Genomic DNA, 25,105 nt, shown 5'->3' on the forward strand with positions numbered 1-25,105 from the left:
TTCTAGTAGGCGCGCGCCACCGCGAACTCGACGGCCTCGATCAGCGCCGATTTGGCGCGACCGTCGGGGAAGCGCCCCAGTGCCGCGATCGCGCGCTGGCCGTAATGGCGCGCGCGGGCGAGCGTGTCGGCGACGGCGCCGGTCTGTTCCAGCAACTCGATCGCATGGGCGAGATCCGCATCGGACGTACGCCGGCCCTCGATCGCATCCTTCCAGAAGCGGCGCTGCACCTCGTCGCCCCGCGCATGCGCCAGGATCACGGGCAGCGTGACCTTGCCGTCGCGGAAATCGTCACCCGTATCCTTGCCCATCGTCGTGCCGTCCGAGGCATAGTCGATCGCGTCGTCGACCAGCTGGAAGGCGATACCGAGATTGCGGCCATAGCTGTCGAGCGCCAGCTCGTCCTCCTCGTTCCGCTCCGCGACCACCGCGGCGATGCGGCAGGCGGCGGCGAACAGAGCGGCGGTCTTGGCATCGATGATCTGGAGGTAGCGATCCTCGTCGGTCTCGATCCGGCGCTGCGCGGTGAGCTGCGCCACTTCACCCTCGGCGATGATCGCCGACGCGCCCGAGAGGATGCGCAGCACCCGCAGGCTGCCGTCCTCGACCATCAGTTCGAACGAGCGCGAGAAGAGGAAATCGCCGACCAGCACGGTCGCCGGATTGCCCCAGATCAGGTTGGCGGTGCGCTTGCCGCGCCGCATTCCCGAGCCGTCGACCACGTCGTCGTGCAGCAGGGTGGCGGTGTGAATGAACTCCACCGTCGCGGCGAGCGTGTGGTGGCGCGTACCGCCGTAACCGAGCAGCCTGGCGCAGGCCAGCGTCAGCATCGGCCGCATCCGCTTGCCGCCGCCCGCGATCAGGTGGCCGGCCAGTTCGGGGATCAGCGGCACCTCGCTCTGCATCCGCGCGAGGATCACCGAATTGACCTGATTCATGTCCGACGCGATCAGCGACACCAGCGGATCGAGCGAAGGCGTCGGCGCGCCGGGGTGGAGCGTGTGAACGGTCGCGGTCATGTCGCGCCCCTCTGGCGCTTGACGCGGGTAAAGGCAAGCTGGGCTTGCATGTCAGGCGCCCGCCCGCGAAGAGAGCCGCGACTTTTCCTGCAAACGGCACCGGGACGGACCGCATGACCGACGAGACGCTGAAGCGCTATCGCGAGAGTATCGACAATATCGACGCGGCACTCGTCTTCCTGCTGGCGGAGCGTTTCAAGGTGACGCAGGCGGTCGGCCGCTACAAGGCCGAGACCAAGCTGCCGCCGGCCGATCCGAGCCGCGAGGAGGAGCAGATCGCGCGGCTGCGCAGCCTCGCCCAGTCCGCGCATCTCGATCCCGATTTCTCCGAGAAGTTCCTGCGCTTCATCATCGACGAGGTGATCCGCCACCACGAGCGCGTGCGCGAGGCGGGCTGACCTTATCCGATCAGCGCGCGAACCTGCTTCGCCAGCTCGATCGGATCGAACGGCTTCACGATCACGCCATTGGCGCCCAGCGCACGATAGGCATCGACGTCGGACTGGCGGGCGCGCGCCGTCATGAAGATCACCGGCAGGCCCGCGATGGCGGGACGCGCCCGAATCTCGGCCAGCAGGGTCGGGCCGTCCATGCCCGGCATCATCACGTCGAGCAGCGCAACGTCCGGCCGCCAGTCCCCCGCTTCGAGCATCGCCAGCGCCTCCGTGCCCGAGCCGGCCGAACGCACCTCCATCGCCGGATCCAAGCCCAGCGACATCGTCGCGATGGTGCGGATGTCATGCTCGTCATCGACACACAGGATTCGGATGGGTGCGCTCATCGGGCGTCCGTTGTTGATACGCTGGCCAGCAGCCGGCGGATCGTCTGGGCGAGATTGGGCAGGGAACGACGTGACTTGACCAGCACCGCGTCGACCTGCCCCCGGACTTCCGGCAGCACGTCGGTGGCGGAATAGATGATCGTAGGGATGGCCGTGCCGTCCGCAAGCAGAAGATCGGGCAACAGCTCAAGCCCCGACCCATCGGGCAGCGCGACATCGAGGATGACGATGTCGGGTGTCTGCTGGCCGAGCAATTCCCGCGCCGAGGCGACGGTGGTGGCGCGCAGCATCCGTCCCTGTTCGGCGAGCGCGGTGGCGGTCACCTCCAGCATGTCGAGATCGTCGTCGATATGCAGCAGGGTCGGCCGGGTCGTCGCGCTATGTTCGACGGCGCGGCGGACCGCGCGGATCAGCCGCTCCTGATCGACGGGCTTGTCGATCCAGTCGATCACCTCCAGCGCCGCCGCGCCGGCTGATTGCGGATCGACGATGCCCGAGACGACGATGATCGGCAGCAGCCGCGTGTCGGCCCGGCGGCGGAGCGCGCGCACCACCTCAAGCCCGTTCTCGTCGGGCAGCGCGACATCAAGGATGAAGCCGTCATAGCGGCCGGTACGTGCCGCCTGCTGCGCCTCGCGCGCGGTCGCCACGCAATCGACGAGGCAGCCTTCGCGCTCGAGGATGCCGCGCACGATCTCCGCCGCCTGAACATTCGCCTCGCAGACGAGGATGCGCGGGCGGGCGCCGCTTTCCGTGCGCGGATCGGGGGGCGGCAGCGGCAGCGAGAAGGTGAAGCGGGCACCGCCGCCCGGCGCTTCGCCGAACCAGATTCGGCCCTGATGGGCGAGCACGATCTCGCGCGAGATGGCGAGGCCGAGGCCGGTGCCGCCGCTCATCGCCGCACCGTCGCCCGCCTGGCTGAAGCGCTCGAAGATACGGTCGCGGAAATCGGCGGGAACACCAGGCCCCTCATCCTCGATCGCGACGACCGCATTGTCGCCGTCGCGGGTGAGCGAGGCGCGGACGGTGCCGCCTTCGGGCGAGAAACGCACCGCGTTGGACAGCAGGTTGGTGACGACCTGGAGCAGGCGATCGGCATCGCCCTGCACGATCAGCGGCCGTTCCGCTGCCTCCAGCTCCAGCCGGACCTGCTTGGTGGAGGCGAGACCCCGGCTGCCATCGATCGCCTGGTCGAGCATCCGCGCGACGTCGAGCGGCACGCTGTCGAAGTGCATCCGGCCGGAGCCGATCTTCTCTATATCGAGGATATCGTTGATCAGCCGGATCAAGCGGCGCGAATTGTTCTCCGCGATCTCGACCAGGCGGCGCGCCGCGTCGGGCAGCTCGCCCACCGAACCGGAGCGCAGCAGGCCAAGCGATCCCACCACCGAAGTCAGCGGTGTGCGCAATTCGTGGCTGACGGTGCTGACGAACTCGTCCTTCAGCCGCTCCATCGCCTTGCGTTCGGATATATCGCGCAACGACGCGACAATGTGGACCTCGCCGGGCAATTCCATCAGGCCGAGCGCGATATCGATCGGAATGGTGTGGCCGTCGCGATGCCGCACCGTGCGATCCAGCCGGTTGGGTTGCGCCAGCGCGCCATCGCGCAGGCCCATCCGCGCGTGGAAATCGCCATCGCCCTCGGACACACCCAATATCGTCGAACCGTCGCGGTCGATCAGCTCCTCCGGCGCGTATCCCAGCATCCGCCCCGCGGCCGCATTTGCCATGCGGATGCGGCCGCTCTCGTCGAGGATCAGAAGCGCGTCGATCGTGCTCGCGAAGATCGCGCGCTGCCGGGCGGCGGCGGCATGGGCCTCCTGTTCCACACGATAGCGCGCCGTCTGCGCACGCCACACGAACCACAAGGCGACCAGCAGCGCGATGCCGGCGACCAGCATCGAAATCCACACGAAGGTGCGCATCGCCTGAAAGTAGCTACGCACGGAGCCGAGCCGGTCCGCCAGCGTCGATTGCTCGGCATTGCCGAGCGCGGCGACGAGGCCGCGCACCTCCCGCATCAGCACGACGCCCTGGCGGTTCGTCACCAGCGCGCCTGCAGCGCCCCCGCCGGCCGAGCGGCGGACACCGATCACATGCGCCATCTCGGCGAACTTGGCATCGATCAACCCGCCAAGCCGATCCAGCCGAGCGATCTGGTCCGGGCTGGACACGTAGAGCCCCCGAAGATCGCCCAGGCTGTCGAGCGATTTCTTGTGCGAGGCATCATAAGCACCCAGAAACGCGGTATCGCCGGTGATGACATAACCGCGCTGCGCGCTCTCCGCCTCATCGAGGCCCCGGATCAGGTCGGTCGCGGTGAAGCGCTTGTCGTAGGACGCACGCACCATCGACCGCATTGTGTCCAGCTGCCGGATCTGGATGCCGAACCAGAGCGCGAGCAGGATGAGCGCCAGCGGCCCCAGCACACCGACCGCGACATAACGCACGCGCGACGGCGGACGCGGCGAGTCGGCCGCGCGCTCGCCGGCGCCAGATGTCACTGGCTGTCGTCCGCCTGTTCGGCGAGCAGGGGCTGGATCGCGAGGATCGCCTGGGTACGATTGTTGACGCCCAGCTTGCGGAAGATAGCGGTCAGATGCGCCTTGATCGTCGCCTCCGTGACGCCGAGATCGCCGGCGATCTGCTTGTTGAGCCGTCCGTCGGCCAGCGCCATCAGCACGCGCAACTGCGCGCCGGACAGATCCGAGATGCGCTCGCGCGCATCGCCGACATCGGCCTGCATCCTGGCATTGACCGGCGGAAACACCGTCTTGCCGCCCAGGATCGTGCGCAGCGACGCCAGCGTCTCGTCGAGCGGCTGCGCCTTGGAGAGATAACCGGCGGCACCGAGCGCGCGCGCCGCCTCGATCAATTCCGGCTGCTGGCGGGCCGACACGATGACGATCGGCGTCTCGCCCAGCGCGTGCTGGATCCGCAGGAAGCCCGAGAACCCCCGCGCATCCGGCAGCATCAGATCGAGCAAGGCCAGCCGATAGCCGCGATGCCGGGCGATCATCGCCTCAGCCTCAGCGATCGAGCCGACGCTGTCGATGGTGAGCTCGGGCATGGCGACGCGGGCCGCGAGCGCCAGCCCTTCGCGAATGAGCGGATGGTCGTCCGCAAGCAACAATCTTGACCCTGACACAGCACCCCTGCCTCCGGCCCGGCAACGCCCCTTCGCTGCCATGACCAGTCTTTCTGGTTCCGATTAGACAGAAGTCGCAGAAAGCAGATTTGGTTTCAATTGTCGATTTACGGCCAATCTAGAGCAAGCTATGCCGCGCCGTGCTGCACGAACGTGTGGCTGGAGCGGATAAGGCGTTTGGATAACAGGCCTTCCATTCTGATCGTCGATGACGAACCTTCCAACCGGAGCCTTGCCCGCGGCATCGCTTCGGCCGCCGGGTGGCGGCCGGATGAGGCGGAAAGTGGCGAAGCAGCGGTCAACGCCGCACGGGCACAGGCCTTCACGCTGATCCTGATGGACGTCCAGATGCCGGGCATCGACGGCTTCGCGGCGACGCGCGCGATCCGCGCCGGCGACGGACCGAATGCCTCCACTCCGATCCTCGCCTTCACCGCCGTGCCGCCGGGCGACGCGATCGAACGGGGCCGGGCGGCGGGCATGGATGGCCACATCGCCAAGCCCTTCACGCCCGAGACGCTGCTCGCCGCAATCGATCCGTGGCGACCGCATGGTGGGCCTTCACCGGCCGCCCCTCTGATCGCGATCTTCGGCGAGGCGGAGATTGCGGGGCTGCTGGCGCGGTTCCGCAGCCAACTGGTCGATGCGCTGGCCGCCGACGAGCCGGCCGCCGAACGGCGCGCGCGCGCGCACAAGATCGCCGGGATCAGCGGCACGCTCGGCTTCGTCGAGGTTTCGCAGGCCTGGCTGGCCGTTTCCGAGGGGGACGAATCGGCCTGGGACGGTGCCCGAATCGCCGCGCGCCGGGCGATCCGGCAGATCGACACGCCGGCCGCCTGAGTTCGACGCCGGTCTAGCCGCCGTCCGACTTCGGTCTAATCCGGCCTCCCACCTCGGTCTAAGCCCCTCTTCCACCCTGGTCTAACCGGCCCGCAAGGCCGCCATGCCGGGAAGTTTTCGTTAAGGTTGCGGGCGTCCTGTGCCTCCTGTCACGCGCTTCAACAGGACCTTCACGATGTTCAACGCCATCCATCGCCTCCGCCTTCCGGGTACCCTGATCGCCGCCGTTGCCGTCGCCACTGTCGGCATGTCGCCTGCCCAGGCGGCGGGTTCCTCCACCGGTACGATCGCCGTTTCGCTCAACGTCACGGCCGCCTGCGCGGTGAACGGGGCGACCTCGATCGCCGCCAATCTCGGCCAGGTCGGCGCGCTCGCCTTCGCCGACCAGCCCGGCCTGTTCGGCAACACCGATGCCTCGATGGTCGCTACCGGCGGCGGCTCCGGCCTCTCGATCCTCTGCTCGCCCGGCTCGTCCCCCACGCTGACCGTCGGCTCGGGCGCGAACGACGCGGGCGGCCTGCACTACATGGCTTCGGGTGCGAACAAGCTTGCCTATCACCTCTACAGCGACAGCGGCCGCACCAACGAGATCGGCATCGGCCAGGCGATCAGCCTCGGCACCGCCACCTCGACCGCCTTCAACGTGCCGATCTACGGCCGCGTGAGCAGCAACGGCGCCGTTCTTGCCGCCGGCGCCTACACCGATACCGTGCAGGTGACGGTGGCCTGGTAATCGTAGCGTAACGCGGGACAGCGGCCATGCCGGTTGCCTATCGCATGGCCGCGGCGATGCTGGCGGGTGCCCTCGCCGGGGGGCTCGGCGCCGCGCCGGCCACGGCCGAGACCTCGAAGAGCTTTCAGGTCTCGGCCGTCGTAGCCAACGGCTGCTCGGTCACCACGTCGGGCGGCAGCAGCTGGGGCAGTATCGACCTCGGCACCGTGTCCGGCGTGTCCACCGCGACCGTGCAGGCCAGCCTGCTCCAGAGCGGTCAGGCCGGCCTCCAGATCGACTGCACCCCCGGCATGACCGCCTCCGTCACCGCCGATACCGGCCTCACCCCCACGACGGGCGGTGTTCGCCAACTCGCCAGCGGGACGAGCACGGTTCCGTACCTGCTCTACGCCAACGGCTCGAACGTGCCGTGGACGACCAACGCGATCGCGCTCTCCTTCCCGGTCGGCACCTCGCATCTGTCCGTCCCCATCGTCGCCAAGGCCACCCTGGCCGGCGCCACCCGAGCTGGCGCCTATGCCGACACGGTGCGCGTCACGCTCAGCTGGTAGCGCCCATCCTTTTTCCTCAACCGGAGTAGCCCCCGATGCTTCGCACACTTGCCCTCACCGCCCTCCTCGCCGCCGCACCGATGACACAGGCCCATGCCGCCGCCGTCGTGCTGTGGCCGGTCGACCCCATCATCGCCGCCGGCCAGACAGCCACCGCTTTGTGGGTCGAAAATCGTGGGCAGCAGCCCGTCACGCTACAGGTCCGCTCGCTCGGCTGGAGCCAGGCCGGTAACGAGGATCAATATGCGCGCCAGGACGAGGTCGTCACCTCGCCGCCGATCGCCAACGTCGCGCCCGGCCAGCGCCAGCTGATCCGCGTCCTGCGCCGCGACACCGGCACGACCCCGGCCGAGCACAGCTACCGCCTGTTGATCGACGAACTGCCGCCGCCGGTCGATCCCTCCAAGCCCAACGTCGCGAGCGCCCAGCTCGCGGTGCAGATGCGCTATTCGATCCCGCTCTTCACCTATGATGGAGAGATTGCCGCGACGCCGACTTTGCGCGCGCGGCTCGTCGTGATCGACGGCAAGCGTTACGCGGAGATCGCCAATCTCGGCCAGCGCCACGCGCGCCTGATCAACCTGCGCATCCAGAATGGCGCCAGGGACTTCACCGTCAATGCCGGCTTGGTCGGCTACGTGCTGGGCGGCTCGACGATGCGCTGGCCGCTGCCGGAGGGCACCCCCAACGGCATCGTCGTGGTCAACGCCAACGGCACCGACACCACCCTGGCACCAACCGCCTGACGACGCTTTCATGATCCGTCATCTCTCCTTCCTCCTGCTGGCCCTGGGGCTGGCGGGCGCGCGACCGGCTTTCGCCGCCGCGCTGCCCGCCTTCGAGGCCATGCAGGCGGACCAGCCCCTGTTCGTCGAGCTGGTGCTCAACGGGCAGGCGGGGGGAGAGATCGTGCCGATGCGCTCGGCCGGCGGCCACAATCTCGTCGACGCCGCGCTGCTGCGCAAGGCGGGGCTGAACGTCGCGGGGGACGGCCCGGTCGACGTCGCCCAGATCCGCGGCGTGCAGTCCAGCTACGACGCCGCCGGGCAGACACTGCGGCTCGACGTCTCGCCGGACCTGCTGCCGACCAACCATATCTCGCCTTTCGCACGCGAACGCGCCGCTACCGTCGCCAATGTCGGCGCGATGCTGAACTACGACGCCTATGTGCAGACCGGCGACGGCACGACCACCGCCTCGCTGTGGACCGAGCAGCGCGTCTTCGGCCCGTTCGGCACCTTCTCCAATAATGGCACGCTGCGCACCGGCACCGGCATCAAGACCGGCTATCTGCGCTACGACACGCGCTACCGCTACGTGGACGAGAATCACGCGCTCGCCTTCACCGCCGGCGACCTCATCACCCAGTCGCTGCCGTGGACCACCTCGGTGCGCCTCGGCGGCCTGCAGATCGCGCGCGACTATCAGGTGCGGCCCGATCTCATCACCACCCCGCTGCCGAGCTTCGCCGGCAAGGCCGCCATCCCCTCGGCGGTGGACCTGTTCGTCGACGGCTATCGCCAGCAGAGCGCCGACGTGCAGCCCGGCCGTTTCGTGCTGGACAACATGCCGGTGGTGAACGGCGCCGGCCAGGCGACGATCGTCACCACCGATGCGGTCGGCCGCCAGATCGCGACCACCATCCCCTTCTATGTCTCCTCGACGCTGCTGAAGCCCGGCCTGCTCGATGTCGCGGGCGAGATCGGCTTCCTGCGGCAGGGCTATGGCCTGAAGAATTTCGATTACGGCGCGCTCACCGCCAGCGGCACGATCCGGCGCGGCCTCACCCAGCATCTGACGGTCGAGGCGCATGGCGAGGCGACGCGGCGGCTGGCGCTCGCCGGTGCCGGCATCGTCTTCGCGCCCGGCCGTTTCGGCACGCTCAACGTCTCCGCCGCAACCAGCCGCAGCGAGGGCCGCACCGGCACGCAATGGACGGTCGGCTACAGCTACACTGCGCGCCGCTTCTCGATCTCGGCCGAGCATGACCAGCGCAGCACCGGCTATCGCGACCTCGGCACCTTCGATCTCGCCAACTACGCCGGCACGAAGCGCGCCGATCGCGTCATCGCGACGGTGAACATCCCGCACCAGGGCAGCATCGGCGCCGCCTTCATCGACGGCATGACGCTGGGCCACGCGCATACGCGCATCGCGTCCGTTTCCTATTCGCGCCCGATCGGCCGCTTCGCCAGCCTGTTCGTCAGCGCCGACCATGATTTCGTGCAGCACAGCACCAGCGCGCAGCTGCGCCTGATCATCCCCTTCGGCCGCAACAGCGTCTCGGCCGGCGTCACCCACGATCGCGGACGCGGCACGCTGGCGCAGGTCGACTATGCCCGCTCGGTGCCGACGCAGGGCGGCTTCGGCCTCAACGCGACGCTGGCCGGCGACGAGGACGGACGCGTCTACGGCCAGGGCACCGCGACGTGGCGGACCGACTCGATGGAGCTGCAGGCCGGCGGTTCCTTCACCCCCGGCCAGCGCTCGGGCTGGGTCGGCGCTACCGGCTCGCTGGTACTGATGGACAAGAGCGTGTTCGCCGCCAACCAGGTGGACGATGCCTTCGCCGTCGTCTCGACCGGCGGTGTCGCGGGCGTGCCCGTTTCCTACGAGAACCAGCCGCTCGGCAAGACCGACCGCAACGGCCATCTCTTCGTGCCGCAGATCACCTCCTACCATGTCGGCCGCTTCGCGATCGACACGCTGAACCTCTCGGCCGATCACGTCGCGGCGGCGGTGGAGCAGCGCCTCTCCTTCCGCCAGGGCACCGGCGCGGTGGTGAAAATGACCGTGCGGAGCATCCGCAGCGCCACCGTCACCCTGGTCGGGCGCGACGGCAAGCCGCTCGCCGCCGGCAGCCGCGTCGCGCGCGAGGGTGCCGCCGACAGCGAAGTGGGCTGGGACGGCATCGCCTTCATCGAGGACATCAGGCCCGAGACCGACCTCGCCATCACCACCCGCGACGGCACCTGCCGCGCGCACGTCACCCTCCCCGCGAACGCCAAGGCGCTCGCCCAGATCGGTCCGGTACCATGCGTCTGATCCGCCTGCTTTCCGCTTTGCTGCTCGCGCTCGGCATCGCCGGCGCCGCGAACGCGACCTGCCTGGTTTCTTCGCCCGCGCTCGGCTTCGCGGCGGGATCGACCTACGACGTGAAATCGAGTTCGGTGGCGAGCATCTCGGGCAAGGCGGGGCTGACCTGCACCGGATCGGTGCTCAACATCCTCGGCACCGGCTATGCGCGTGCCACGATGACCAGCCTCAACGGCTTCACGCTGAAGAGCGCGTCGGGCGGCAGCATCCCCTTCCAGGTCGCCGCCGACCAGAGCTTCAACTACGCCTACACCCAGGGCGGGACGATCGACTATTACAACACGACCCTGCTCTCGCTGCTCAACATCCTCAATCCGAACAGCTTCGCGCCGCCGCTCTACGCCAAGCTCACCGCCGCGCCGAACATCCCGGCCGGCACCTACACCGACACGCTGACCGTTCAGTGGAGCTGGAAGGTGTGCAACGGCGTGGACGTCGCCGGCCTCGTCTGCCTGTTCTATGAAACGGGCACCGGCACCTCGACCATCCAGGTGACGCTGGTGGTGAGCGCCGACTGCCGGATCAGCGCGCCCAACGTCAGCTTCGGCACCGCGCCGCTCGTCACCCAGTTCCAGGCGGTGAACCAGGCGGTGCTAGTCGATTGCTCGGTGGGCAGCAGCTACAAGGTCAGCTTCTCGAGCGGCGGCAACGGATCGTCGCGTCCGTGGCGGACGATGAGTGACGGTGCCGGACACGTGCTGCAATACAATATCTATCAGCCGGACGGCACGACCATCTGGGACGAGACCAATCCGAAGCAGAGTACGGTAAACGGGGGTGTCGGCACCGGATCGACGACGCCGAGCCAGATGCAGGCCTATGTCGCCAAGGTGAACCCGGCGCAGACCACGCCGCCGGCCGGCACCTATACCGACACCGTCAACGTGATCATTTCCTTTTAGTTTGGACAGGTTCGGGTTCATGCTCTCGACATCGAGCGCGGATTATGGTGGGTCGCGATGATGATCCTCCGCCTCGCGCCGATCGCCGCAGCCCTCGCGCTGCCCTTCCCCGTTCTTGCCGCCGCCCCGATCGAGGTGGCCGTCACCAACGTGGCGCAGGCCAAGGGCCGCGTGCATGTCGATATCTGCCTGCAAAAGCAGTTCATGGGCAGCGACTGCTCCTGGTCGGCAGAAGCGCCGGCGGTGCTGGGCACGACGATCGTTACCATCCCCAACGTGCCGCCCGGCCGCTATGCCGCGCAGGTGTTCCACGACGTCAATTCCAGCGGCAAGCTGGAGCGCGGGCTGTTCGGCATCCCCAAGGAGCCGATCGGCGTCTCGCGCGACGCCCCCATCCACTTCGCCCCGCCCAAATGGGATGACGCCTGGTTCGATCACGGCACCGAACCCCAGAGGATCACGTTGAAGCTGCGCTCCAAATTCTTCTAAGACGCGCGTCGTATGACCCATCCTCTCGCCCGCCTCGTGGCGGTGGCCTGCCGTCGCCCCTGGGCGGTGCTGGGCGCCGCGCTGCTGTTGACCGTCGCCGCTTTGCTCTTCGCGAGCCAGCGCTTCGCGATGACGACGGACGCGACCCAGCTCATCTCGCCCAAGGTCGACTGGCGGCTGAACGAGCGGAAGATGGACGCCGCCTTCCCGCAGAATGGCGACAGCCTGCTGGTGGTGGTGGACGGCGCGACGCCCGAGATCACCGAGGCCTCGACCGCCGCGCTCTATGCCAGGATGGCGGCCGACAAGGCGCATTTCCGCCGCATCACCCGCCCCGACGGCGGCGACTATTTCGCGCGCGAGGGCCTGCTGTTCGGCAGCGTCGGCGACGTGAACGCGGCCACGAAGCAGATGACCGCCGCACAGCCCTTCATCGGGCCGCTGGCGGCCGATCCGTCGCTGCGCGGCATCGCCGGCGCGCTCGACACGATGCTGTCCGGCGTTCAGCGGGGCCAAGCCAAGCTCGCCGACATCGACAAGCCGGTGGCGTCGCTGGCCGATGCGCTCGACACGCAGGCGAAGGGGCAGCCGGCCTATTTCTCGTGGCAGGCGCTGTTCGGCGGTGACGGCAAGGGCGCGCTCGCGGCGCCGAAACGCCGGCTGATCCTCGCGACGCCGGTACTCGATTACACCAACCTGATGCCCGGCGAGCCGGCCTCCGACGCGGTGCGCGGCTATGCGAAGGCGCTGAACCTCGATGCGGCGCATGGCGTGCGCGTGCGCCTCACCGGATCGGTGCCGCTCTCCGACGAGGAGTTTGCGAGCCTCGCCGATCATGCCTGGCTGGTGGGCGGCGCCATGATCCTGTTCATGGTTGTGACGCTGCGCCTCGCCGTCCGCTCGTGGCGGATCGTCTTCGCCATCCTCGGCACGACGATCGCCGGCCTGATCGTCACCGCCGCGATCGGGCTGGCGGCGGTGGGGCGCTTCAACCTGATCTCGGTCGCCTTCATCCCGCTATTCGTGGGCCTCGGCGTCGATTTCGGCATCCAGCTCGGCGTGCGCTTCCAGGCCGAGCGGCTGGACCATGCGGACCGCGCGCAGGCGATGACGGCGGCCGCCGTCGCGCTCGCCGGACCATTGCTGCTGGCGGCCGGTGCGGTCTGCCTCGGCTTCTTCGCCTTCCTGCCGACCGATTATGTCGGTATCGCCGAGCTCGGCGTGATCGCGGGCATCGGCATGGTGATCGCGCTGATCTTCGCGGTGACATTGCTCCCCGCGCTGCTGATGCTGCTGAAGCCCGGCACGCCCGAGGCCGAACTCGGCAACCCGAAACTGGCGTGGCTGGACGATCTCCTGCTGCGCCGTCGCCGGCTCGTGCTGCAGCTGTTCGGCCTGTCGATGCTGCTCAGCATCGCCAGCCTGTTCTGGGTGCGGTTCGATTTCAATCCGCTCCACCTGCGCAACCCGAGGTTCGAGGCGATGGCGACGCTCTCCGAGCTGATGGCCGACCCCGATCGGGATCCCAACACGATCGACATCCTGACCCCGAACCTGCCGGCCGCGCAGGCGCTCGCCGCGAAACTCTCGAAACTGCCCGAGGTCGGCCACGCGATCACCGCCGCCAGCTTCGTGCCCGACGATCAGGCGCCCAAGCTCGCCGCGATCGGCAACGCGCAGGCATTGCTCGATTTCTCGCTCAACCCGTTCGCGCCCGCTTTGCCGGCGAGCGACGCCGAGACCGTCGCCGCGCTCCGGCACACGGCGCAGAGATTGCGGCAGGCCGCGACCGGTCAGGATAAGCCCAGCGCCGATGCGCGCCGCCTCGCCGACGCCTTCGACCGTCTCGCGAGTGGATCGGCCGATGCGCGCGCCAAGGCATCCGCCATGCTCGTCCCGCCGCTCAACGTCATGCTCGACCAGATGCGCAACGCGCTCGCCGCGCAGCCGGTTTCGGTCGACACGCTGCCGGCCGAGGTGAAGCAGGACTGGATCGCCAGGGACGGGCAGGCCCGTGTGCAGCTGACCGCAGCATCGGCCTATCGCGGCAGCGACAAGGGTCTCGCCAAGTTCGTCGCCGCCGTGCGCAGGGTGGCTCCGGATGCCACCGGCACCGCCGTCTCGACGCAGGCGGCGGCGCGCACCGTCGCCATGGCCTTCGTGCAGGCCGGCGTGCTGGCGCTGGTGGTGGTGAGCCTGCTGCTGCTTGCCGTGCTGCGCAGCATCCGCGAGGTGGCGTTCACGCTGGCGCCGGTGGTGTTGTCGGGCTTCCTGACGCTCGGCACCTGCGTGCTGATCGGCCAGCCGATCAACTTCGCCAACATCATCGCCTTCCCGCTGCTGTTCGGCGTCGGCGTCGCCTTCCACATCTATTTCGTGATGGCGTGGCGGGCGGGTGCGACCGATCTGCTGCAATCCCCGCTCGCCCGCGCGGTGTTCTTCTCCGCGCTGGCGACGGGCAGCGCCTTCGGCTCGCTGTGGCTCTCCCGCCACCCTGGCACGGCGAGCATGGGCAAGATTTTGATGCTGTCGCTGGCGTGGACGCTCGTGTGCGCGCTGATCTTCGAGCCGGCGTTGCTCGGGCCGCAGGAGAAGAAGAACTCGTAGGCGTCATTGCGAGCGAAGCGAAGCAATCCACAGCCACAAGCGCCGCGCTCATGGATTGCTTCGTCGCTACGCTCCTCGCAATGACGACGAGGGCTTGCGGATCACTTTACCGCGTCGAGCTGCGCCAGCTTCTTCGCCATGCCCTGCAGCCCGCCGCTCTGGATCGTCGTCGCGAGGTCGGCGCGCTGGAGGGCGAGGTTGCTGACCCCGCTGGAGATCACGTCGACGATCTTCCAGCTGCCGGCCGACTGGCGCATCCGGTAATAGAGCACGTCCTTGCCGATCGTGACCTTCACCACCCGGTCCGGCCCGCGCTCGATCACCTTGGGATCGACGCGGAACGGCGTGCCGTCATAATCCTTGAAGTTGCGCGCCAGGCTGACGGCGGAATGGCGGGTCAGCGCCGCGATCGCGGTCGCCTTGTCGGCGGCAGAGGCGCTCGCCCAGGCCGGACCGGCGACGAGGCCGGCGATGGTCGGCATGTCGTAATAGGTCTTCACGACGGTCTCGAACCGGTCGGCGCGCGCCGCCGTGCCCAGCTTCGCCTTCATCACGCCGATCACGGCATCGTCATAGGCGGACGCCCGGCCGGCCGGGTCAGCCGCCTCGGCATGCGCCACGGCGGGCATGGCGGCCATCATCAGGGCGGCGATGCGGAAAGCAGGTTTCAAAGTCGTCATCCTTCTGTCAGCGGGGCTTCATCGGCGATGGTGCCATAACGCCCACTGAACAAGCTCGGTCCCTGTGGCTTCCCGGTCACTTTCGCAACTGCGGCAGAGCGACTATGTGTGCGTTCCCCGTCGGGAGATTTGGATGATCAAGATACTGCTCGCCCAGCCACGCGGTTTCTGCGCGGGCGTGATCCGCGCGATCGACATCGTGGACCGGGCGCTCGACCGGGTGGGTGCCCCCGTCTACGTGCGGCACGAGATCGTCCACAACCGCCATGTCGTCGATACGCTGAAGGCCAAGGGCGCCGTCTTCGTCGAGGAGCTGGATGAGGTCCCGGCCGGCGAGGTGACGATCTTCTCGGCGCACGGCGTGTCGCGCGCGGTGCAGAAGGATGCGGAGGATCGCGGCCTGCCGGTGATCGACGCGACCTGCCCGCTCGTCTCCAAGGTCCACAACCAGGGTCGTCGCTACGTCGCCTCGGGCCGCACCCTGATCCTGATCGGCCATGCCGGCCACCCCGAGGTGGAGGGTACGCTCGGCCAGATCGACGGCGAAGTGCATCTGGTCGGCACGCCCGAGGAAGTGGCCGCGCTGCCGATCCCGCTCGATGCGGCGGTATCCTATATTACGCAGACAACGCTGTCGGTGGACGATACTCGCGTCATCATCGCCGCGCTGGAGGCGCGCTTTACCGATCTCACCGGGCCGTCGACCGCCGAGATCTGCTACGCCACGCAGAATCGCCAGTCGGCGGTGCGCGAGCTGTGCAAGCAGGCCGACCTGCTGCTTGTGGTGGGCAGCCCCAACAGCTCCAATTCCAACCGCCTGCGCGAAATTGGCTCCGAGATGGGCAAGCCCGCTTTTCTCATCGCCGACGGATCGCAGCTCGATCCCGCCTGGCTCGACGGCGTGGAGACGATCGGCCTCACCGCCGGCGCCTCTGCGCCTGAAGAACTGGTGCAGTCCGTTGTCGACGCGATCCGCGCGATCACTCCCGCCTCCGTCCAGCCGCTCGACGGGCTGGAGGAAAATGTGCAATTCCGCCTGCCGCCGGCGCTCAACCGCCTGCAGCCGCGCAGCCGCGTGGCCTGAGACAAGGATAGATTATGGGTCTCCCCCTCGCCGTCACCGCGCGCATCGGCGCCTACACCGTCAAGAAGGAGCTTTCGGGCCAGCGCTACCCGCTGGTGCTGATGCTGGAGCCGCTGTTCCGCTGCAACCTCGCCTGCCCCGGCTGCGGCAAGATCGACTATCCCGATCCCATCCTGAACCAGCGCCTCTCCGTCCAGCAATGCATGGACGCGATCGACGAGTGCGGGGCGCCGGCCGTCTCGATCGCGGGCGGCGAGCCACTGCTCCACAAGGACATGCCCAAGATCGTCGAGGGCTATCTGGCGAAGAAGAAGTTCGTGATCCTGTGCACGAACGCGCTGCTGCTGAAAAAGAAGATCGACGACTACAAGCCGTCGCCCTTCTTCACCTGGTCGATCCACCTCGACGGCGATCAGGCGATGCACGATCATGCGGTCGATCTCGCCGGCACCTACGATGTCGCGGTCGAGGCGATCAACCTCGCCAAGTCGAAGGGCTTCCGCGTGCAGGTGAACTGCACCGTGTTCGAGGGCGCCGATCCCGATCGCCTCGCCGCCTTCTTCGACGAGATGGAGCGCCTGGGCGTCGAAATCACGCTGTCGCCGGGCTATGCCTATGAGCGCGCGTCCGACCAGGAGCATTTCCTCACCCGCGAGCGGACCAAGACCTTCTTCCGCGAGGTCTTCGCGAAAGGGGATGGCGCGAAGAAGTGGAAGTTCACCAACTCGCCGCTGTTCCTCGATTTCCTCGCCGGGAACCGCTCCTACCAGTGCACCCCCTGGTCGATGCCGCTGCGCACGATCTTCGGCTGGCAGAAGCCCTGCTACCTGCTCGGCGAAGGCTATGTGAAGACCTTCAAGGAGCTGATGGAAGACACCGAGTGGGATAAATACGGTGTCGGCAAGTACGAGAAGTGCGGCGACTGCATGGTCCATTGCGGCTTCGAAGGCACCGCCGCCGCCGAGGGCGTGCGCCGCCCGCTGGAGTTCATGAAGATCGGCCGCAAGGGCGTGCGCACCTCCGGCCCGATGGCCAAGGACATCGATCTCAGCCAGGCGCGCCCGGCCGACGACGTCTATTCGACCCACGTCGAGCGCGAGCTGGCCCGGATCAAGGCGAGCAAGCCGAGCGCGGGCAAGCATGTGGTGCAGGCGGACTGAGTTCCGCTTTTCACCGTTCGCACTGAGCGAAGTCGAAGTGCGTGCCTCAGGCGGAACCGCCCGCAGCACGTCCTTCGACAGGCTCAGGACGAACGGATAGTCAGGATTGAGATCCGACCTCGGGCTTCGCGAAGCCATCCTCGGCGAGCAGGCGATAGCCGCTCGTCAGCGTCCGCATCGCGCTCGCCGTCGAGAGCCCCAGCGCGATCAGCGCGAAGACCTGCCACGGCCGCTTGAGCAAGGCGAACAGCACCGCGCCGAGCCGGATGCCGCCGTCCGGCGCCATCGCCACCTGCGCGGCGAGCGGGATCGCGCGATCCGCCTCGTCCGAAATCACTCGCGCCACCGCGAAGGGCAGGTTGTGCCGCCGCGCGACCTTTGCCGCGATATGACTCTCCATGTCGCAGGCCAGCGCGCGTTCGGAGAAGTGGTATTGCTCCTTCTGCGCGGGCGTCACGACCATCGTGCCGTCGGCATGGATGCGGCCGACCACGGCACCGGGCAGCACGCCGGCGATGCGCGTGATCCAGCCGCGCGAGGCATCCTTCTGCGCGATCGGGTGCGGCTCGGGCTTCGCATCCTTCGGCCGGGCGGAGCCTGCGCCGATGCTCCATTCGCGCCGCGCCATGCCGGTGGGCGAGAGTGTGCCGACCACCCAGTCCCCCGCCTTCAGCCGCGGTGCCAGCGCGCCGGCCAGCCCCATGGACAGGATCGCGGTGGCGCCCGCCGCGACGCCCGCCTCCAGTTCCGCCTCCAGCCGTTCGTGGTCGGTGCCGGCGGTGGCGACGATCACGCCGTCGCGGGCCAGCGCCTTCGCCTCGCTCTTCATGCCGGTGGCGATCAGGATCATGCTCTCCCCTCCCTGAAAGGGAGGGGTCGGGGGTGGGTTCGCTTGAGGCGGGCGCGACCGTGATCCGGGGACGAACCCACCCCTAACCCCTCCCTTTCAGGGAGGGGGATAAGAAGGAAAGGTGCCAGCCGCGCCACGCTCACATCCCGAACTCGACACGCCGCGCGTTGCCGCGCTTGAGATTGCGGTAGCGGGCGAGCGCCCACAGCGGGAAATATTTCGGATAACCGTGGTAGCGCAGGTAGAAGACACGCGGGAAGCCGCCGCCGGTATAATGCTCCTGGCCCCACAGGCCATCCTCGGCCTGATGCCGCTCCAGCCAGGCAATACCCCGCACGACGGCCGGATGATCGACCTCGCCCGCCGCCATCAGGCCGAGCAGCGCCCACGCCGTCTGCGAGGCGATCGAGGGCGCCGGCTCGTGCCCCTTGCGGGCGAGATCGTAGCTGTCGCAGCTCTCGCCCCAGCCACCGTCACTGTTCTGGATCTGGATCAGCCAGCGCACCGCGCGGCGCACCATCGCATTGGCCGGGTCCACCCCCGCCGCGTTGAGCGCGCAGAGCACCGACCACGTGCCGTAAATGTAATTGACGCCCCAGCGGCCCCACCAGCTGCCTTCGGGATGCTGATCCTTGCGCAGCCAGTCCAGCGCCGCCTTCATACGCGGGCTGTCGAGCGGCTCGCCGACCTGCGCCAGCATCGAGACGACGCGCGCCGTCACGTCGGCGGTCGGCGGATCTAGCAGCGCGCCATGATCGGCGAAGGGGATGTCGTTCAGGTAGAAATGGGTGTTGTCGGCATCGAAGGCCGCGAACCCGCCGTCGGCGCTCTGCAGTCCGACATTCCATTCCACGCCGCGATCGATCGCCTCGTCATAGCGTGTCCCGAGTTTGCCCCGCGCGCGGTCCATCGCCATCACCACGACGGCGGTGTCGTCGAGATCGGGATAGTGATCGTTGCCGTACTGGAAGGCCCAGCCGCCGGGGCGCACCTCCGGCTTCTGCTCGGCCCAGTCGCCCTTCACGTCGAGGATCTGGCGGGGCTTGAGCCAGTCGAGCCCATGCGTGGCCGCATCCTCCTCGCCCGCTTCCAGCATGGCGTGGGCGGCGAGCGCGGTGTCCCACACCGGCGAGACGCAGGGCTGGCAATAGACCTCGCCGTCTTCGCGATGGACGAGCAATTTCTCGATCGCCTCGCGGGCCAGCGCGCGCTCGGGATGATCGGGTCCGTAGCCCAGCGCGTCAAACATCATCACCGAATTGGCGATGGCGGGGTAGATCGCGCCGAGGCCGTCCGTCCCGTTGATCCGCTCGCCGACGAACGCCACGCAGGCTTCGACCGCCCGCTTGCGCAGGCCCTTCGGCCAGAAACGGCGGCCGCGCTTCAGCACGATGTCGAGCGCGCCGAAGCCCCATTCATACTGCCACTTGCCGGGCAGCGCGCGCTTCAGGATGTGGCGGCCGGGCGCGTACAGCTCGTCCACCTTCACCCCGCGCGGGTTGCGCGCGACGGGACGCAACGCCGCCAGCACGAGCAGCGGCACGATCACGGTCCGCGCCCAGTAGGACATGCGATAGAGGTTGATCGGGAAGCCCCTGGGCGTGAGCATCAGCTCGACCGGCATTTCGGGCACGACGCTCCATTTGCCCGCGCCGAACAGCGCCAGCTGGATGCGGGTGAAGACGTTGGCCGCGCCGGCCCCGCCGCGCTTCAATATCTCGGCCCGCGCGCGCGCCATGTGCGGCGCGTCCACGTCGTCGCCGATCATCTTGAGCGCGTAATAGGCCTTCACCGTCGCCGAGATATCGAACGCACCGTCATGATAGAGCGCCCAGCCGCCATGCGATCCCTGGATGCGGCGGATGTAGCGGCCGATCGCGGCCTCCAGCTCCAGATCGTCAGGCTCGCCGAGATAGTGGCGCAACAGGATATATTCGGATGGGATGGTGGCATCCGCCTCCAGCTCGAACACCCAGTGGCCGTCGGCCTTCTGGTCGCGCTTGAGGGCGGTCGCCGCACGGCCGATCGCCGCGTCGATGCCGTCGAGCGGATCGGTCGCGATGTCTTCCACGTCGAGCAAATCAAACTTTCCCGTTCACCACTGCGGCGGCGGCCGTCCTTCCCGAACGGATCGCGCCTTCGATGGTGGCCGGTAGCCCGGTTCGCGTCCAGTCGCCAGCCAGGAAGAGGTTATCGTGCGACGAACGGCATCCGGGGCGCCGCTTTTCCTGCTCGGGTGTGGCCGAAAAGGTCGCGCGCTTCTCGGTGACGATCTGCCAGCGGGGGAGATCGGGCGGGAGATGATGGACCTGAGCCACGTCGGCCCAGAGCCGGCGCGCGACCGCCTCGCGATCCTCCTCTGCCAGCGCATCGGCAGCACTGGTGGTGGTGGAGAGGCGATCGGGGAAGGCGAACACCCACTCCGCCGTGCCGCCGATGACGCCGGTGATCGGCGCGGCGCCGGCCGGCGGGGCGCTGAGGAAGTGGGCGTTGACGATCGCGTGATGCGCGTCCGGCACGACGAGGCCGGGGATCAGATCGGCGGCCACCCATGCCGGCACCGCGAGGACGACCGGCTCATGGTCCGCCACCGTCTCCCGACCGTCGGCGAAATCGAGCGCGGTGACGCGTCCGTCCACCTCCAGCGCCCGCAGCCGCCGCCCCAGCCGGATGCTCGCGCCGCGCGCCTCCAGCCACGCCAGCGCCGGATCGACGAAGGCGGCGGCGAGCGTCGGCTCGGCGATCAACGGGCGGCAGGCGGCGCCCCCCTTCGCCAGCGTCTCGCGCACGATCGCGCCGGCCAGCTCGGCCGAACCGTCCTTCGCCGGGGTGTTGAGCGCGGAGACGAGGAAATTGTCGAGCAAGCGCTCCCACAGCGCCCCCTTGGGCCGCAACACCTGCCCGATCGTCTGGTCGGGCGAGGCGCCCATCAGCCGGGCTAGCGCGAGATAGTCGAGCGGTTTCGTTCCCGGCACGCGGCGATGCTTCGCGAACAGCCACCATGGCAGCAGGCCGCCATTGGGGTGGAGTACCCAGCGCTCGCCGCTCGCCACGTCCATGAACGGGAAGCGCGCTTCGTCCGGCCCAGCCAGCCGCTCGCTCGCGCCGATCGTGGCGAGATAGGCGCGCACCGCATGGTTGCCCGACAGGACGAGATGGTTGCCGTTGTCAATCGTGACACCCAGCTGCGGATCGCGATAGGACCGGCAGCGCCCGCCCGCCTGCCGTGCCGCCTCGCTCAGCGTCACCCGCCAGCCCGCCTGCGTCAGCGCGACGGCGGCCGAAAGCCCCGCCAGCCCCGCGCCGATGACGTGGGCGGTCTTCGGCTCCGGCTTCACCGCCCCAGCCGGAGCTTCACCAGCGTCCAGAGCAACGCCAGCCGATTGTGGCGGACCCGCTCGCGCGGCGGCGCCCAGCCGGCCAGTCGCATCCGGCGCAGCAGCTCGGAATAAGCGGCCGCCATCAGCTTGGGCGCGATCAGGTGGCCCTTCGGACGTGTCCTCAGGATCGCCTGGGCGGTGACGAAATGCTCCTGCGCCTGTGCGGCGAGTATCTGCCCGGCGCCGTCGATCCGCGGATCGCCGATCACGGTGGCGATGTCGCCGACCGCGATGCCCTGCGCCTCGATCGCCTCGAGCGGCAGGTAGACACGGCCGATCGCGGCATCCTCGTCGATGTCGCGCAGGATGTTGGTCAGCTGCAGCGCACGGCCGAGATGGTGGGACAGCTCGAACCCGGCGCGCTCCTCCATCCCGAAAATCTTGATCGAGAGACGCCCCACCGCGCTCGCCACCCGGTCGCAATAGAGATCGAGCGTGTCGGCGCTCGGCCAGCGGATATCGCCGGCGACATCCATCGCCATGCCGTCGATCACCGCCTCGAAATCCTCGCGCCGCAAGCCGAAGCGCCGGACAGGCTCGGCCAGCATCGCGGCCACGCCCGGATCGCCGCCGGCATAGAGGCTGCCGAGATCGGCGCGCCAGCGATCGAGCTGCGCGGCGCGCGACGGCCGATCCCCCTGCATGTCGTCGGCGATGTCGTCGACGATGCGGCAGAAATCGTAGAGCGCGTACATGGCGTGCCGCTCGGGGCGCGGCAGCACCTTCATCCCCGCGTAGAAGGACGAACCCGAAGCCGACGGCGCGTTCACGGGCGGACGAACCTTCCCAACGCCGCGCCCGAGGCGAGCAGCAGCGCCTCGGCCTTGCCGTGATGGACACGCTCGCTGAGCGGATCGCGGCGGCGAAGGCGAGCGGCGAGGCTGACCGCGAGACGCTGGATCACCGCCACCTCGACGCCGAGCCTGCGATCCCTGATCTTGCGCGCGAAAGGCGCGGCGTCGGCCAGCAGATGCTGGGTCCGCTCGGCGCAGGCCTGGATCACGGTGAGCAGGGCCGGCGAGGCCTTGTCCTCGCCCAGTTCGGCAGTGCGCGCGCCAGCCGCCGACAGCATGTCCTGCGGCAGATAGACGCGATCGAGCTGGTGGAAATCCTTCCCGCAATCCTGCAGGTGGTTGATCACCTGCAACGCTGTGCACAGCGCATCGTTGGCGGGCCACAGCGCGCGATCCTCGCCATGCACGTCGAGCACGAAGCGGCCGACCGGATTCGCCGAAAAGCGGCAATAGTCGGTCAGCTCGTCCCAGCTGCCATAGCGCAGCTTGGTGACGTCGCGGCGGAACGCCTCCAGCAGATCGAGCGCATGGACGGGATCGAGCTTCCGCTCGGCCATCACCTGCCGCAGCGCGACGGCCGAAGGCTCCGCATCGCACTCGCCGGTGATGCCCATCCGCATGATCTCCAGCCGCTCCAGCTTCTGGTCGGCGGGCACGGTCTCGTGATCGGCGATGTCGTCGGCGAGGCGCGCGAAGCGGTAGAAGGCCATGATCGGCGCGCGATATTGCGGCGCCACCAGCTTGCTGGCGACCGGGAAATTCTCGTCCTTGTGGCCCTTGCCCGAGGCCAGATCCGCAGCCGTCGCGTTCATGTTCCTCGGGCCTGCGCCCGCCCCTTCCACATGCCGCCGCGGCCGTTCCAATGCTGCCAGGCGGACAGAAATGTCGCGGCGGCGTAAATCATGCCGATGGCGGGCATGGCAAGCCCCCAGAGCGGCGATTGCCGGTAGAAGCGCAGCATCGGCTGAGTGCAGACCGCCATGGCGAGCCACGCCAGCGCCCCGCACAGCCGCGCGCCGCCGCTGCCGAACAGGGCCAGCCCCACCGGCGCCACGAACATCAGCAGCAGGCCGATCAGCGTCCCCGCCAGCAGCAGCGGCGAATAATTGAGCTGCGCATAGGCCGAGCGGCTGATCATCGCGACGATCTCGCCCCAGCCGCCATACGGGCGCAGGCTCACCGAACGGCGGGTGAGCGAGAGACGGATCGGCCCCTGCCGTTTCATCGTCTCGCCCATCGCGCAATCGTCGATGATGGCGTCGGCGATCACGGCGAGGCCGCCCGCCCTGGCCAGCGCTTCGCGCCTGACCAACATGCAGCCGCCCGCCGCCGCCGCCAGCTTCGCCTGCGGGCGGTTCACGAGGCGGAAGGGGTAGAGCATCTGGAAGAACAGCACGAAGGCCGGGATCATCGCCTTCTCGGCGAGGCTGTCGCAACGCAGCTCCGCCATCAGCGAGTTGAGCGCCAGTTTCTCGCGCTCGGAGCGTGCCACCAGCGAACGCAGCGTATCGGGCGCATGCGCGATGTCGGCGTCGGTGAACCAGAGATAGTCGGGCGCATCGCCCGCCTGCTCGACACCGTTGCGCATCGCCCAGAGCTTGCCCGTCCAGCCCGAGGGCGGCGGCGTGCCGGCGATCACGGCGAGGCGATCCGATCCCTGCGCCGCCTGCTGAGCGATCTGCGCGGTGCCGTCGCTGGAGCCGTCATCGACCAGCACGATGCGGAAATCGCCCGGATAATCCTGCGCGATGTGGCTGGCGATGGCGCGACCGATTACCTCCGCCTCGTCGCGTGCGGGGATGATGGCGGTGACAGCAGGCCATGCGGCCGGATCGGGCACCGGCGCCTCGTCGGTGTCGCGCGCCAGCCAGAACTGCTCGCGAAAGGCGAGCAGCCCCACCCAGATCAGCAGCGAGAGCAGGGCGATCAGCATCAGATCATGCCCTGAGCGCGAAACCAGCCGAGCGCGTCGCCCACCGCCTGCTGCCACGGCCGGTATGTGTAGCTCAGCTCCGCCTTCGCCCGCTCGGACGAGAAGAACATCCTGTAGCGCGCCATCTTCAGCGCATCGCGGGTCAGCATCGGCTCCCTGCCGGCGACGCGCGCCCACGCCTCCGAGACCGTCGCCAGCGGCATCAGCGGCGCGATCGGCAGGCTGATCGTCGGCGCCTTGCGCCCGACCCGCCGCGCCACCTCGACGAGCAGATCCTTGAGCATCACGTCCTCGCCGCCGAGGATCGTGCGACGACCGAACGCGCCCTTTTCCAGCGCCAGCACATGCCCGCGCGCGACATCGTCGACATGGACGATGTTGAGGCCGGTATCGACGAAGGCGGGGATCTTGCCGGTCGCCGCCTCGACCAGAATCCGCCCGGTCGGCGTCGGCTTCACGTCGCGCGGGCCGATCGGGGTGGAGGGATTGACGATCGTGGCGGGCAGCCCGCGCTCCGCCACCATCTGCTCGACCAGCCGCTCGGCTACCACCTTGGAGCGCTTGTAGGCGCCGATCGCGGTCCGCTCGGTCAGCGGCCGGTCCTCGCCCGCCGCCCCGCCGGGCAGCGGAGCGATCGTCGCGACGCTGCTGGTGTAGACGATGCGCTTCACATCCGCCGCCAGCGCCGCCTCCATCACGACGCGCGTGCCTTCGCGATTGTGGCGGACGATCTCTTCGGGGTCGGGCGCCCACAGCCGGTAGTCGGCGGCGACATGGGCGAGCGCGTCGCAGCCCTCCAGCGCGCGCGCCATCGCCGCCCGATCGAGCATGTCGCCGCGCACGATATCGCCGGGAAAACCGTCGAGATTGGTCGTCGGGCTGGAGGTGCGGGCGAGGCCCTTCACCTGCCAGCCGTCGGCGGCGAAGGCCTTGGCGACGGCCGCGCCGACGAAGCCCGACACGCCGGTTATCAGGATGGACCCCTTCATCGGGCTGGCTTCTAGGGCGGCACGGAGGCATTTGGGAACCCCCGACCCCATGATGACACCGCTTTA

At 68.6% G+C, this 25,105-nt stretch carries 23 protein-coding genes; 11 read left to right on the forward strand and 12 right to left on the reverse strand.

Annotated elements, in window-relative coordinates; all coding sequences use genetic code 11:
* Window positions 1-2: 2 nt before the first annotated feature.
* Window positions 3-1,019: a polyprenyl synthetase family protein gene (locus QGN17_RS13635; RefSeq protein ID WP_281045015.1), complete on the reverse strand. Its 1,017-nt coding sequence runs from the start codon at window positions 1,017-1,019 to the stop codon at window positions 3-5.
* A gap of 113 nt (window positions 1,020-1,132) precedes the next feature.
* Here QGN17_RS13635 and QGN17_RS13640 point away from each other — a divergent pair, with 113 nt between their 5' ends.
* Window positions 1,133-1,417: a chorismate mutase gene (locus tag QGN17_RS13640; RefSeq protein WP_281045016.1), complete on the forward strand. Its 285-nt coding sequence runs from the start codon at window positions 1,133-1,135 to the stop codon at window positions 1,415-1,417.
* 2 nt (window positions 1,418-1,419) lie between these two features.
* On the opposite strand, the gene QGN17_RS13645 is transcribed toward QGN17_RS13640, so the two are convergent.
* From QGN17_RS13645 to QGN17_RS13655, 3 genes are read right to left on the reverse strand one after another with little or no spacing between them, the layout of a single operon-like run.
* Entirely contained in the window at window positions 1,420-1,800 is a 381-nt protein-coding gene (locus QGN17_RS13645; RefSeq protein ID WP_281045017.1) for a response regulator, read from the reverse strand.
* Complete coding sequence (locus QGN17_RS13650) at window positions 1,797-4,307, reverse strand: ATP-binding protein (RefSeq protein ID WP_281045018.1); 2,511 nt, start codon at window positions 4,305-4,307, stop codon at window positions 1,797-1,799. The genes QGN17_RS13645 and QGN17_RS13650 overlap by 4 nt, the downstream gene beginning before the upstream one ends.
* The gene (locus QGN17_RS13655) at window positions 4,304-4,933 is read right to left on the reverse strand and encodes a response regulator (protein WP_281045019.1); all 630 of its coding nucleotides are present in this window, start codon (window positions 4,931-4,933) and stop codon (window positions 4,304-4,306) included. Before QGN17_RS13655 ends, QGN17_RS13650 begins: the two co-directional genes overlap by 4 nt.
* Before the next feature lie 195 nt (window positions 4,934-5,128).
* On the opposite strand from QGN17_RS13655, the gene QGN17_RS13660 reads away from it, so the two are divergent.
* From QGN17_RS13660 to QGN17_RS13695, 8 genes are all read left to right on the forward strand, one after another.
* Window positions 5,129-5,791 (forward strand): response regulator, encoded by a 663-nt coding sequence (locus QGN17_RS13660; protein WP_281045020.1) that lies wholly within the window; start codon window positions 5,129-5,131, stop codon window positions 5,789-5,791.
* A 175-nt stretch (window positions 5,792-5,966) separates the two neighbouring features.
* Window positions 5,967-6,524 carry a Csu type fimbrial protein gene (locus tag QGN17_RS13665; protein ID WP_281045021.1) on the forward strand — a complete coding sequence of 186 codons (558 nt, stop codon included), beginning with the start codon at window positions 5,967-5,969 and terminating at the stop codon, window positions 6,522-6,524.
* Between the two features lie 26 nt (window positions 6,525-6,550).
* Complete coding sequence (locus QGN17_RS13670; protein WP_281045022.1) at window positions 6,551-7,075, forward strand: spore coat protein U domain-containing protein; 525 nt, start codon at window positions 6,551-6,553, stop codon at window positions 7,073-7,075.
* Window positions 7,076-7,110: 35 nt separating this feature from the next.
* Window positions 7,111-7,821, forward strand: a complete 711-nt coding sequence (locus QGN17_RS13675; protein WP_281045023.1) for a fimbrial biogenesis chaperone — start codon at window positions 7,111-7,113, stop codon at window positions 7,819-7,821.
* Between the two features lie 10 nt (window positions 7,822-7,831).
* Window positions 7,832-10,120 carry a fimbria/pilus outer membrane usher protein gene (locus QGN17_RS13680; RefSeq protein WP_281045024.1) on the forward strand — a complete coding sequence of 763 codons (2,289 nt, stop codon included), beginning with the start codon at window positions 7,832-7,834 and terminating at the stop codon, window positions 10,118-10,120.
* Window positions 10,111-11,073: a Csu type fimbrial protein gene (locus tag QGN17_RS13685; protein ID WP_281045025.1), complete on the forward strand. Its 963-nt coding sequence runs from the start codon at window positions 10,111-10,113 to the stop codon at window positions 11,071-11,073. The genes QGN17_RS13680 and QGN17_RS13685 overlap by 10 nt, the downstream gene beginning before the upstream one ends.
* Window positions 11,074-11,133: 60 nt before the next feature.
* Window positions 11,134-11,562, forward strand: a complete 429-nt coding sequence (locus QGN17_RS13690; RefSeq protein ID WP_281045026.1) for a DUF2141 domain-containing protein — start codon at window positions 11,134-11,136, stop codon at window positions 11,560-11,562.
* A 12-nt stretch (window positions 11,563-11,574) separates the two neighbouring features.
* Window positions 11,575-14,169 (forward strand): MMPL family transporter, encoded by a 2,595-nt coding sequence (locus tag QGN17_RS13695; RefSeq protein ID WP_281045027.1) that lies wholly within the window; start codon window positions 11,575-11,577, stop codon window positions 14,167-14,169.
* Window positions 14,170-14,270: 101 nt separating this feature from the next.
* Here the strand turns inward: QGN17_RS13695 and QGN17_RS13700 are convergent, their stop codons facing one another.
* Window positions 14,271-14,849, reverse strand: a complete 579-nt coding sequence (locus QGN17_RS13700; RefSeq protein WP_281045028.1) for an ABC transporter substrate-binding protein — start codon at window positions 14,847-14,849, stop codon at window positions 14,271-14,273.
* Between the two features lie 133 nt (window positions 14,850-14,982).
* Between QGN17_RS13700 and ispH the strand changes: the two genes are divergently transcribed.
* Window positions 14,983-15,933 (forward strand): 4-hydroxy-3-methylbut-2-enyl diphosphate reductase, encoded by a 951-nt coding sequence (gene ispH, locus QGN17_RS13705; RefSeq protein ID WP_281045029.1) that lies wholly within the window; start codon window positions 14,983-14,985, stop codon window positions 15,931-15,933.
* 14 nt (window positions 15,934-15,947) lie between these two features.
* Complete coding sequence (gene hpnH, locus QGN17_RS13710) at window positions 15,948-17,093, forward strand: adenosyl-hopene transferase HpnH (protein WP_281045030.1); 1,146 nt, start codon at window positions 15,948-15,950, stop codon at window positions 17,091-17,093.
* Between the two features lie 100 nt (window positions 17,094-17,193).
* On the opposite strand, the gene QGN17_RS13715 is transcribed toward hpnH, so the two are convergent.
* From QGN17_RS13715 to hpnA, 7 genes are all read right to left on the reverse strand, one after another.
* Window positions 17,194-17,943: a phosphorylase family protein gene (locus tag QGN17_RS13715; protein WP_281045031.1), complete on the reverse strand. Its 750-nt coding sequence runs from the start codon at window positions 17,941-17,943 to the stop codon at window positions 17,194-17,196.
* Window positions 17,944-18,082: 139 nt separating this feature from the next.
* Window positions 18,083-20,014 (reverse strand): squalene--hopene cyclase, encoded by a 1,932-nt coding sequence (gene shc / locus QGN17_RS13720; RefSeq protein WP_281045032.1) that lies wholly within the window; start codon window positions 20,012-20,014, stop codon window positions 18,083-18,085.
* Between the two features lie 10 nt (window positions 20,015-20,024).
* Window positions 20,025-21,281 (reverse strand): hydroxysqualene dehydroxylase HpnE, encoded by a 1,257-nt coding sequence (gene hpnE, locus QGN17_RS13725; RefSeq protein WP_281045033.1) that lies wholly within the window; start codon window positions 21,279-21,281, stop codon window positions 20,025-20,027.
* Window positions 21,278-22,093, reverse strand: coding sequence for a presqualene diphosphate synthase HpnD (gene hpnD / locus QGN17_RS13730; RefSeq protein ID WP_281045034.1), 816 nt, complete (start codon window positions 22,091-22,093; stop codon window positions 21,278-21,280). Before hpnD ends, hpnE begins: the two co-directional genes overlap by 4 nt.
* The gene (hpnC, locus tag QGN17_RS13735) at window positions 22,090-22,929 is read right to left on the reverse strand and encodes a squalene synthase HpnC (RefSeq protein ID WP_281045035.1); all 840 of its coding nucleotides are present in this window, start codon (window positions 22,927-22,929) and stop codon (window positions 22,090-22,092) included. Before hpnC ends, hpnD begins: the two co-directional genes overlap by 4 nt.
* Window positions 22,926-24,050: a glycosyltransferase gene (locus QGN17_RS13740; RefSeq protein WP_281045036.1), complete on the reverse strand. Its 1,125-nt coding sequence runs from the start codon at window positions 24,048-24,050 to the stop codon at window positions 22,926-22,928. Before QGN17_RS13740 ends, hpnC begins: the two co-directional genes overlap by 4 nt.
* On the reverse strand, window positions 24,050-25,039 hold the full coding sequence (gene hpnA, locus QGN17_RS13745; protein WP_281045037.1) for a hopanoid-associated sugar epimerase: 990 nt from the start codon (window positions 25,037-25,039) through the stop codon (window positions 24,050-24,052). The genes QGN17_RS13740 and hpnA overlap by 1 nt, the downstream gene beginning before the upstream one ends.
* Window positions 25,040-25,105: the final 66 nt, after the last annotated feature.

The organism is Sphingomonas oryzagri, from assembly GCF_029906645.1.
Taxonomy (GTDB): domain Bacteria; phylum Pseudomonadota; class Alphaproteobacteria; order Sphingomonadales; family Sphingomonadaceae; genus Solisphingomonas; species Solisphingomonas oryzagri.

Bases quoted from the DNA above. Each gene is read 5' to 3' on its own strand.
- QGN17_RS13635 (WP_281045015.1), bottom strand. From the start codon at position 1,019: ATGACCGCGACCGTTCACACGCTCCACCCCGGCGCGCCGACGCCTTCG.
- QGN17_RS13640 (WP_281045016.1), top strand. From the start codon at position 1,133: ATGACCGACGAGACGCTGAAGCGCTATCGCGAGAGTATCGACAATATC.
- QGN17_RS13645 (WP_281045017.1), bottom strand. From the start codon at position 1,800: ATGAGCGCACCCATCCGAATCCTGTGTGTCGATGACGAGCATGACATC.
- QGN17_RS13665 (WP_281045021.1), top strand. From the start codon at position 5,967: ATGTTCAACGCCATCCATCGCCTCCGCCTTCCGGGTACCCTGATCGCC.
- QGN17_RS13670 (WP_281045022.1), top strand. From the start codon at position 6,551: ATGCCGGTTGCCTATCGCATGGCCGCGGCGATGCTGGCGGGTGCCCTC.
- QGN17_RS13675 (WP_281045023.1), top strand. From the start codon at position 7,111: ATGCTTCGCACACTTGCCCTCACCGCCCTCCTCGCCGCCGCACCGATG.
- QGN17_RS13680 (WP_281045024.1), top strand. From the start codon at position 7,832: ATGATCCGTCATCTCTCCTTCCTCCTGCTGGCCCTGGGGCTGGCGGGC.
- QGN17_RS13685 (WP_281045025.1), top strand. From the start codon at position 10,111: ATGCGTCTGATCCGCCTGCTTTCCGCTTTGCTGCTCGCGCTCGGCATC.
- QGN17_RS13690 (WP_281045026.1), top strand. From the start codon at position 11,134: ATGATCCTCCGCCTCGCGCCGATCGCCGCAGCCCTCGCGCTGCCCTTC.
- QGN17_RS13695 (WP_281045027.1), top strand. From the start codon at position 11,575: ATGACCCATCCTCTCGCCCGCCTCGTGGCGGTGGCCTGCCGTCGCCCC.
- QGN17_RS13700 (WP_281045028.1), bottom strand. From the start codon at position 14,849: ATGACGACTTTGAAACCTGCTTTCCGCATCGCCGCCCTGATGATGGCC.
- ispH (WP_281045029.1), top strand. From the start codon at position 14,983: ATGATCAAGATACTGCTCGCCCAGCCACGCGGTTTCTGCGCGGGCGTG.
- hpnH (WP_281045030.1), top strand. From the start codon at position 15,948: ATGGGTCTCCCCCTCGCCGTCACCGCGCGCATCGGCGCCTACACCGTC.
- QGN17_RS13715 (WP_281045031.1), bottom strand. From the start codon at position 17,943: ATGATCCTGATCGCCACCGGCATGAAGAGCGAGGCGAAGGCGCTGGCC.
- hpnC (WP_281045035.1), bottom strand. From the start codon at position 22,929: ATGAACGCGACGGCTGCGGATCTGGCCTCGGGCAAGGGCCACAAGGAC.
- QGN17_RS13740 (WP_281045036.1), bottom strand. From the start codon at position 24,050: ATGCTGATCGCCCTGCTCTCGCTGCTGATCTGGGTGGGGCTGCTCGCC.
- hpnA (WP_281045037.1), bottom strand. From the start codon at position 25,039: ATGAAGGGGTCCATCCTGATAACCGGCGTGTCGGGCTTCGTCGGCGCG.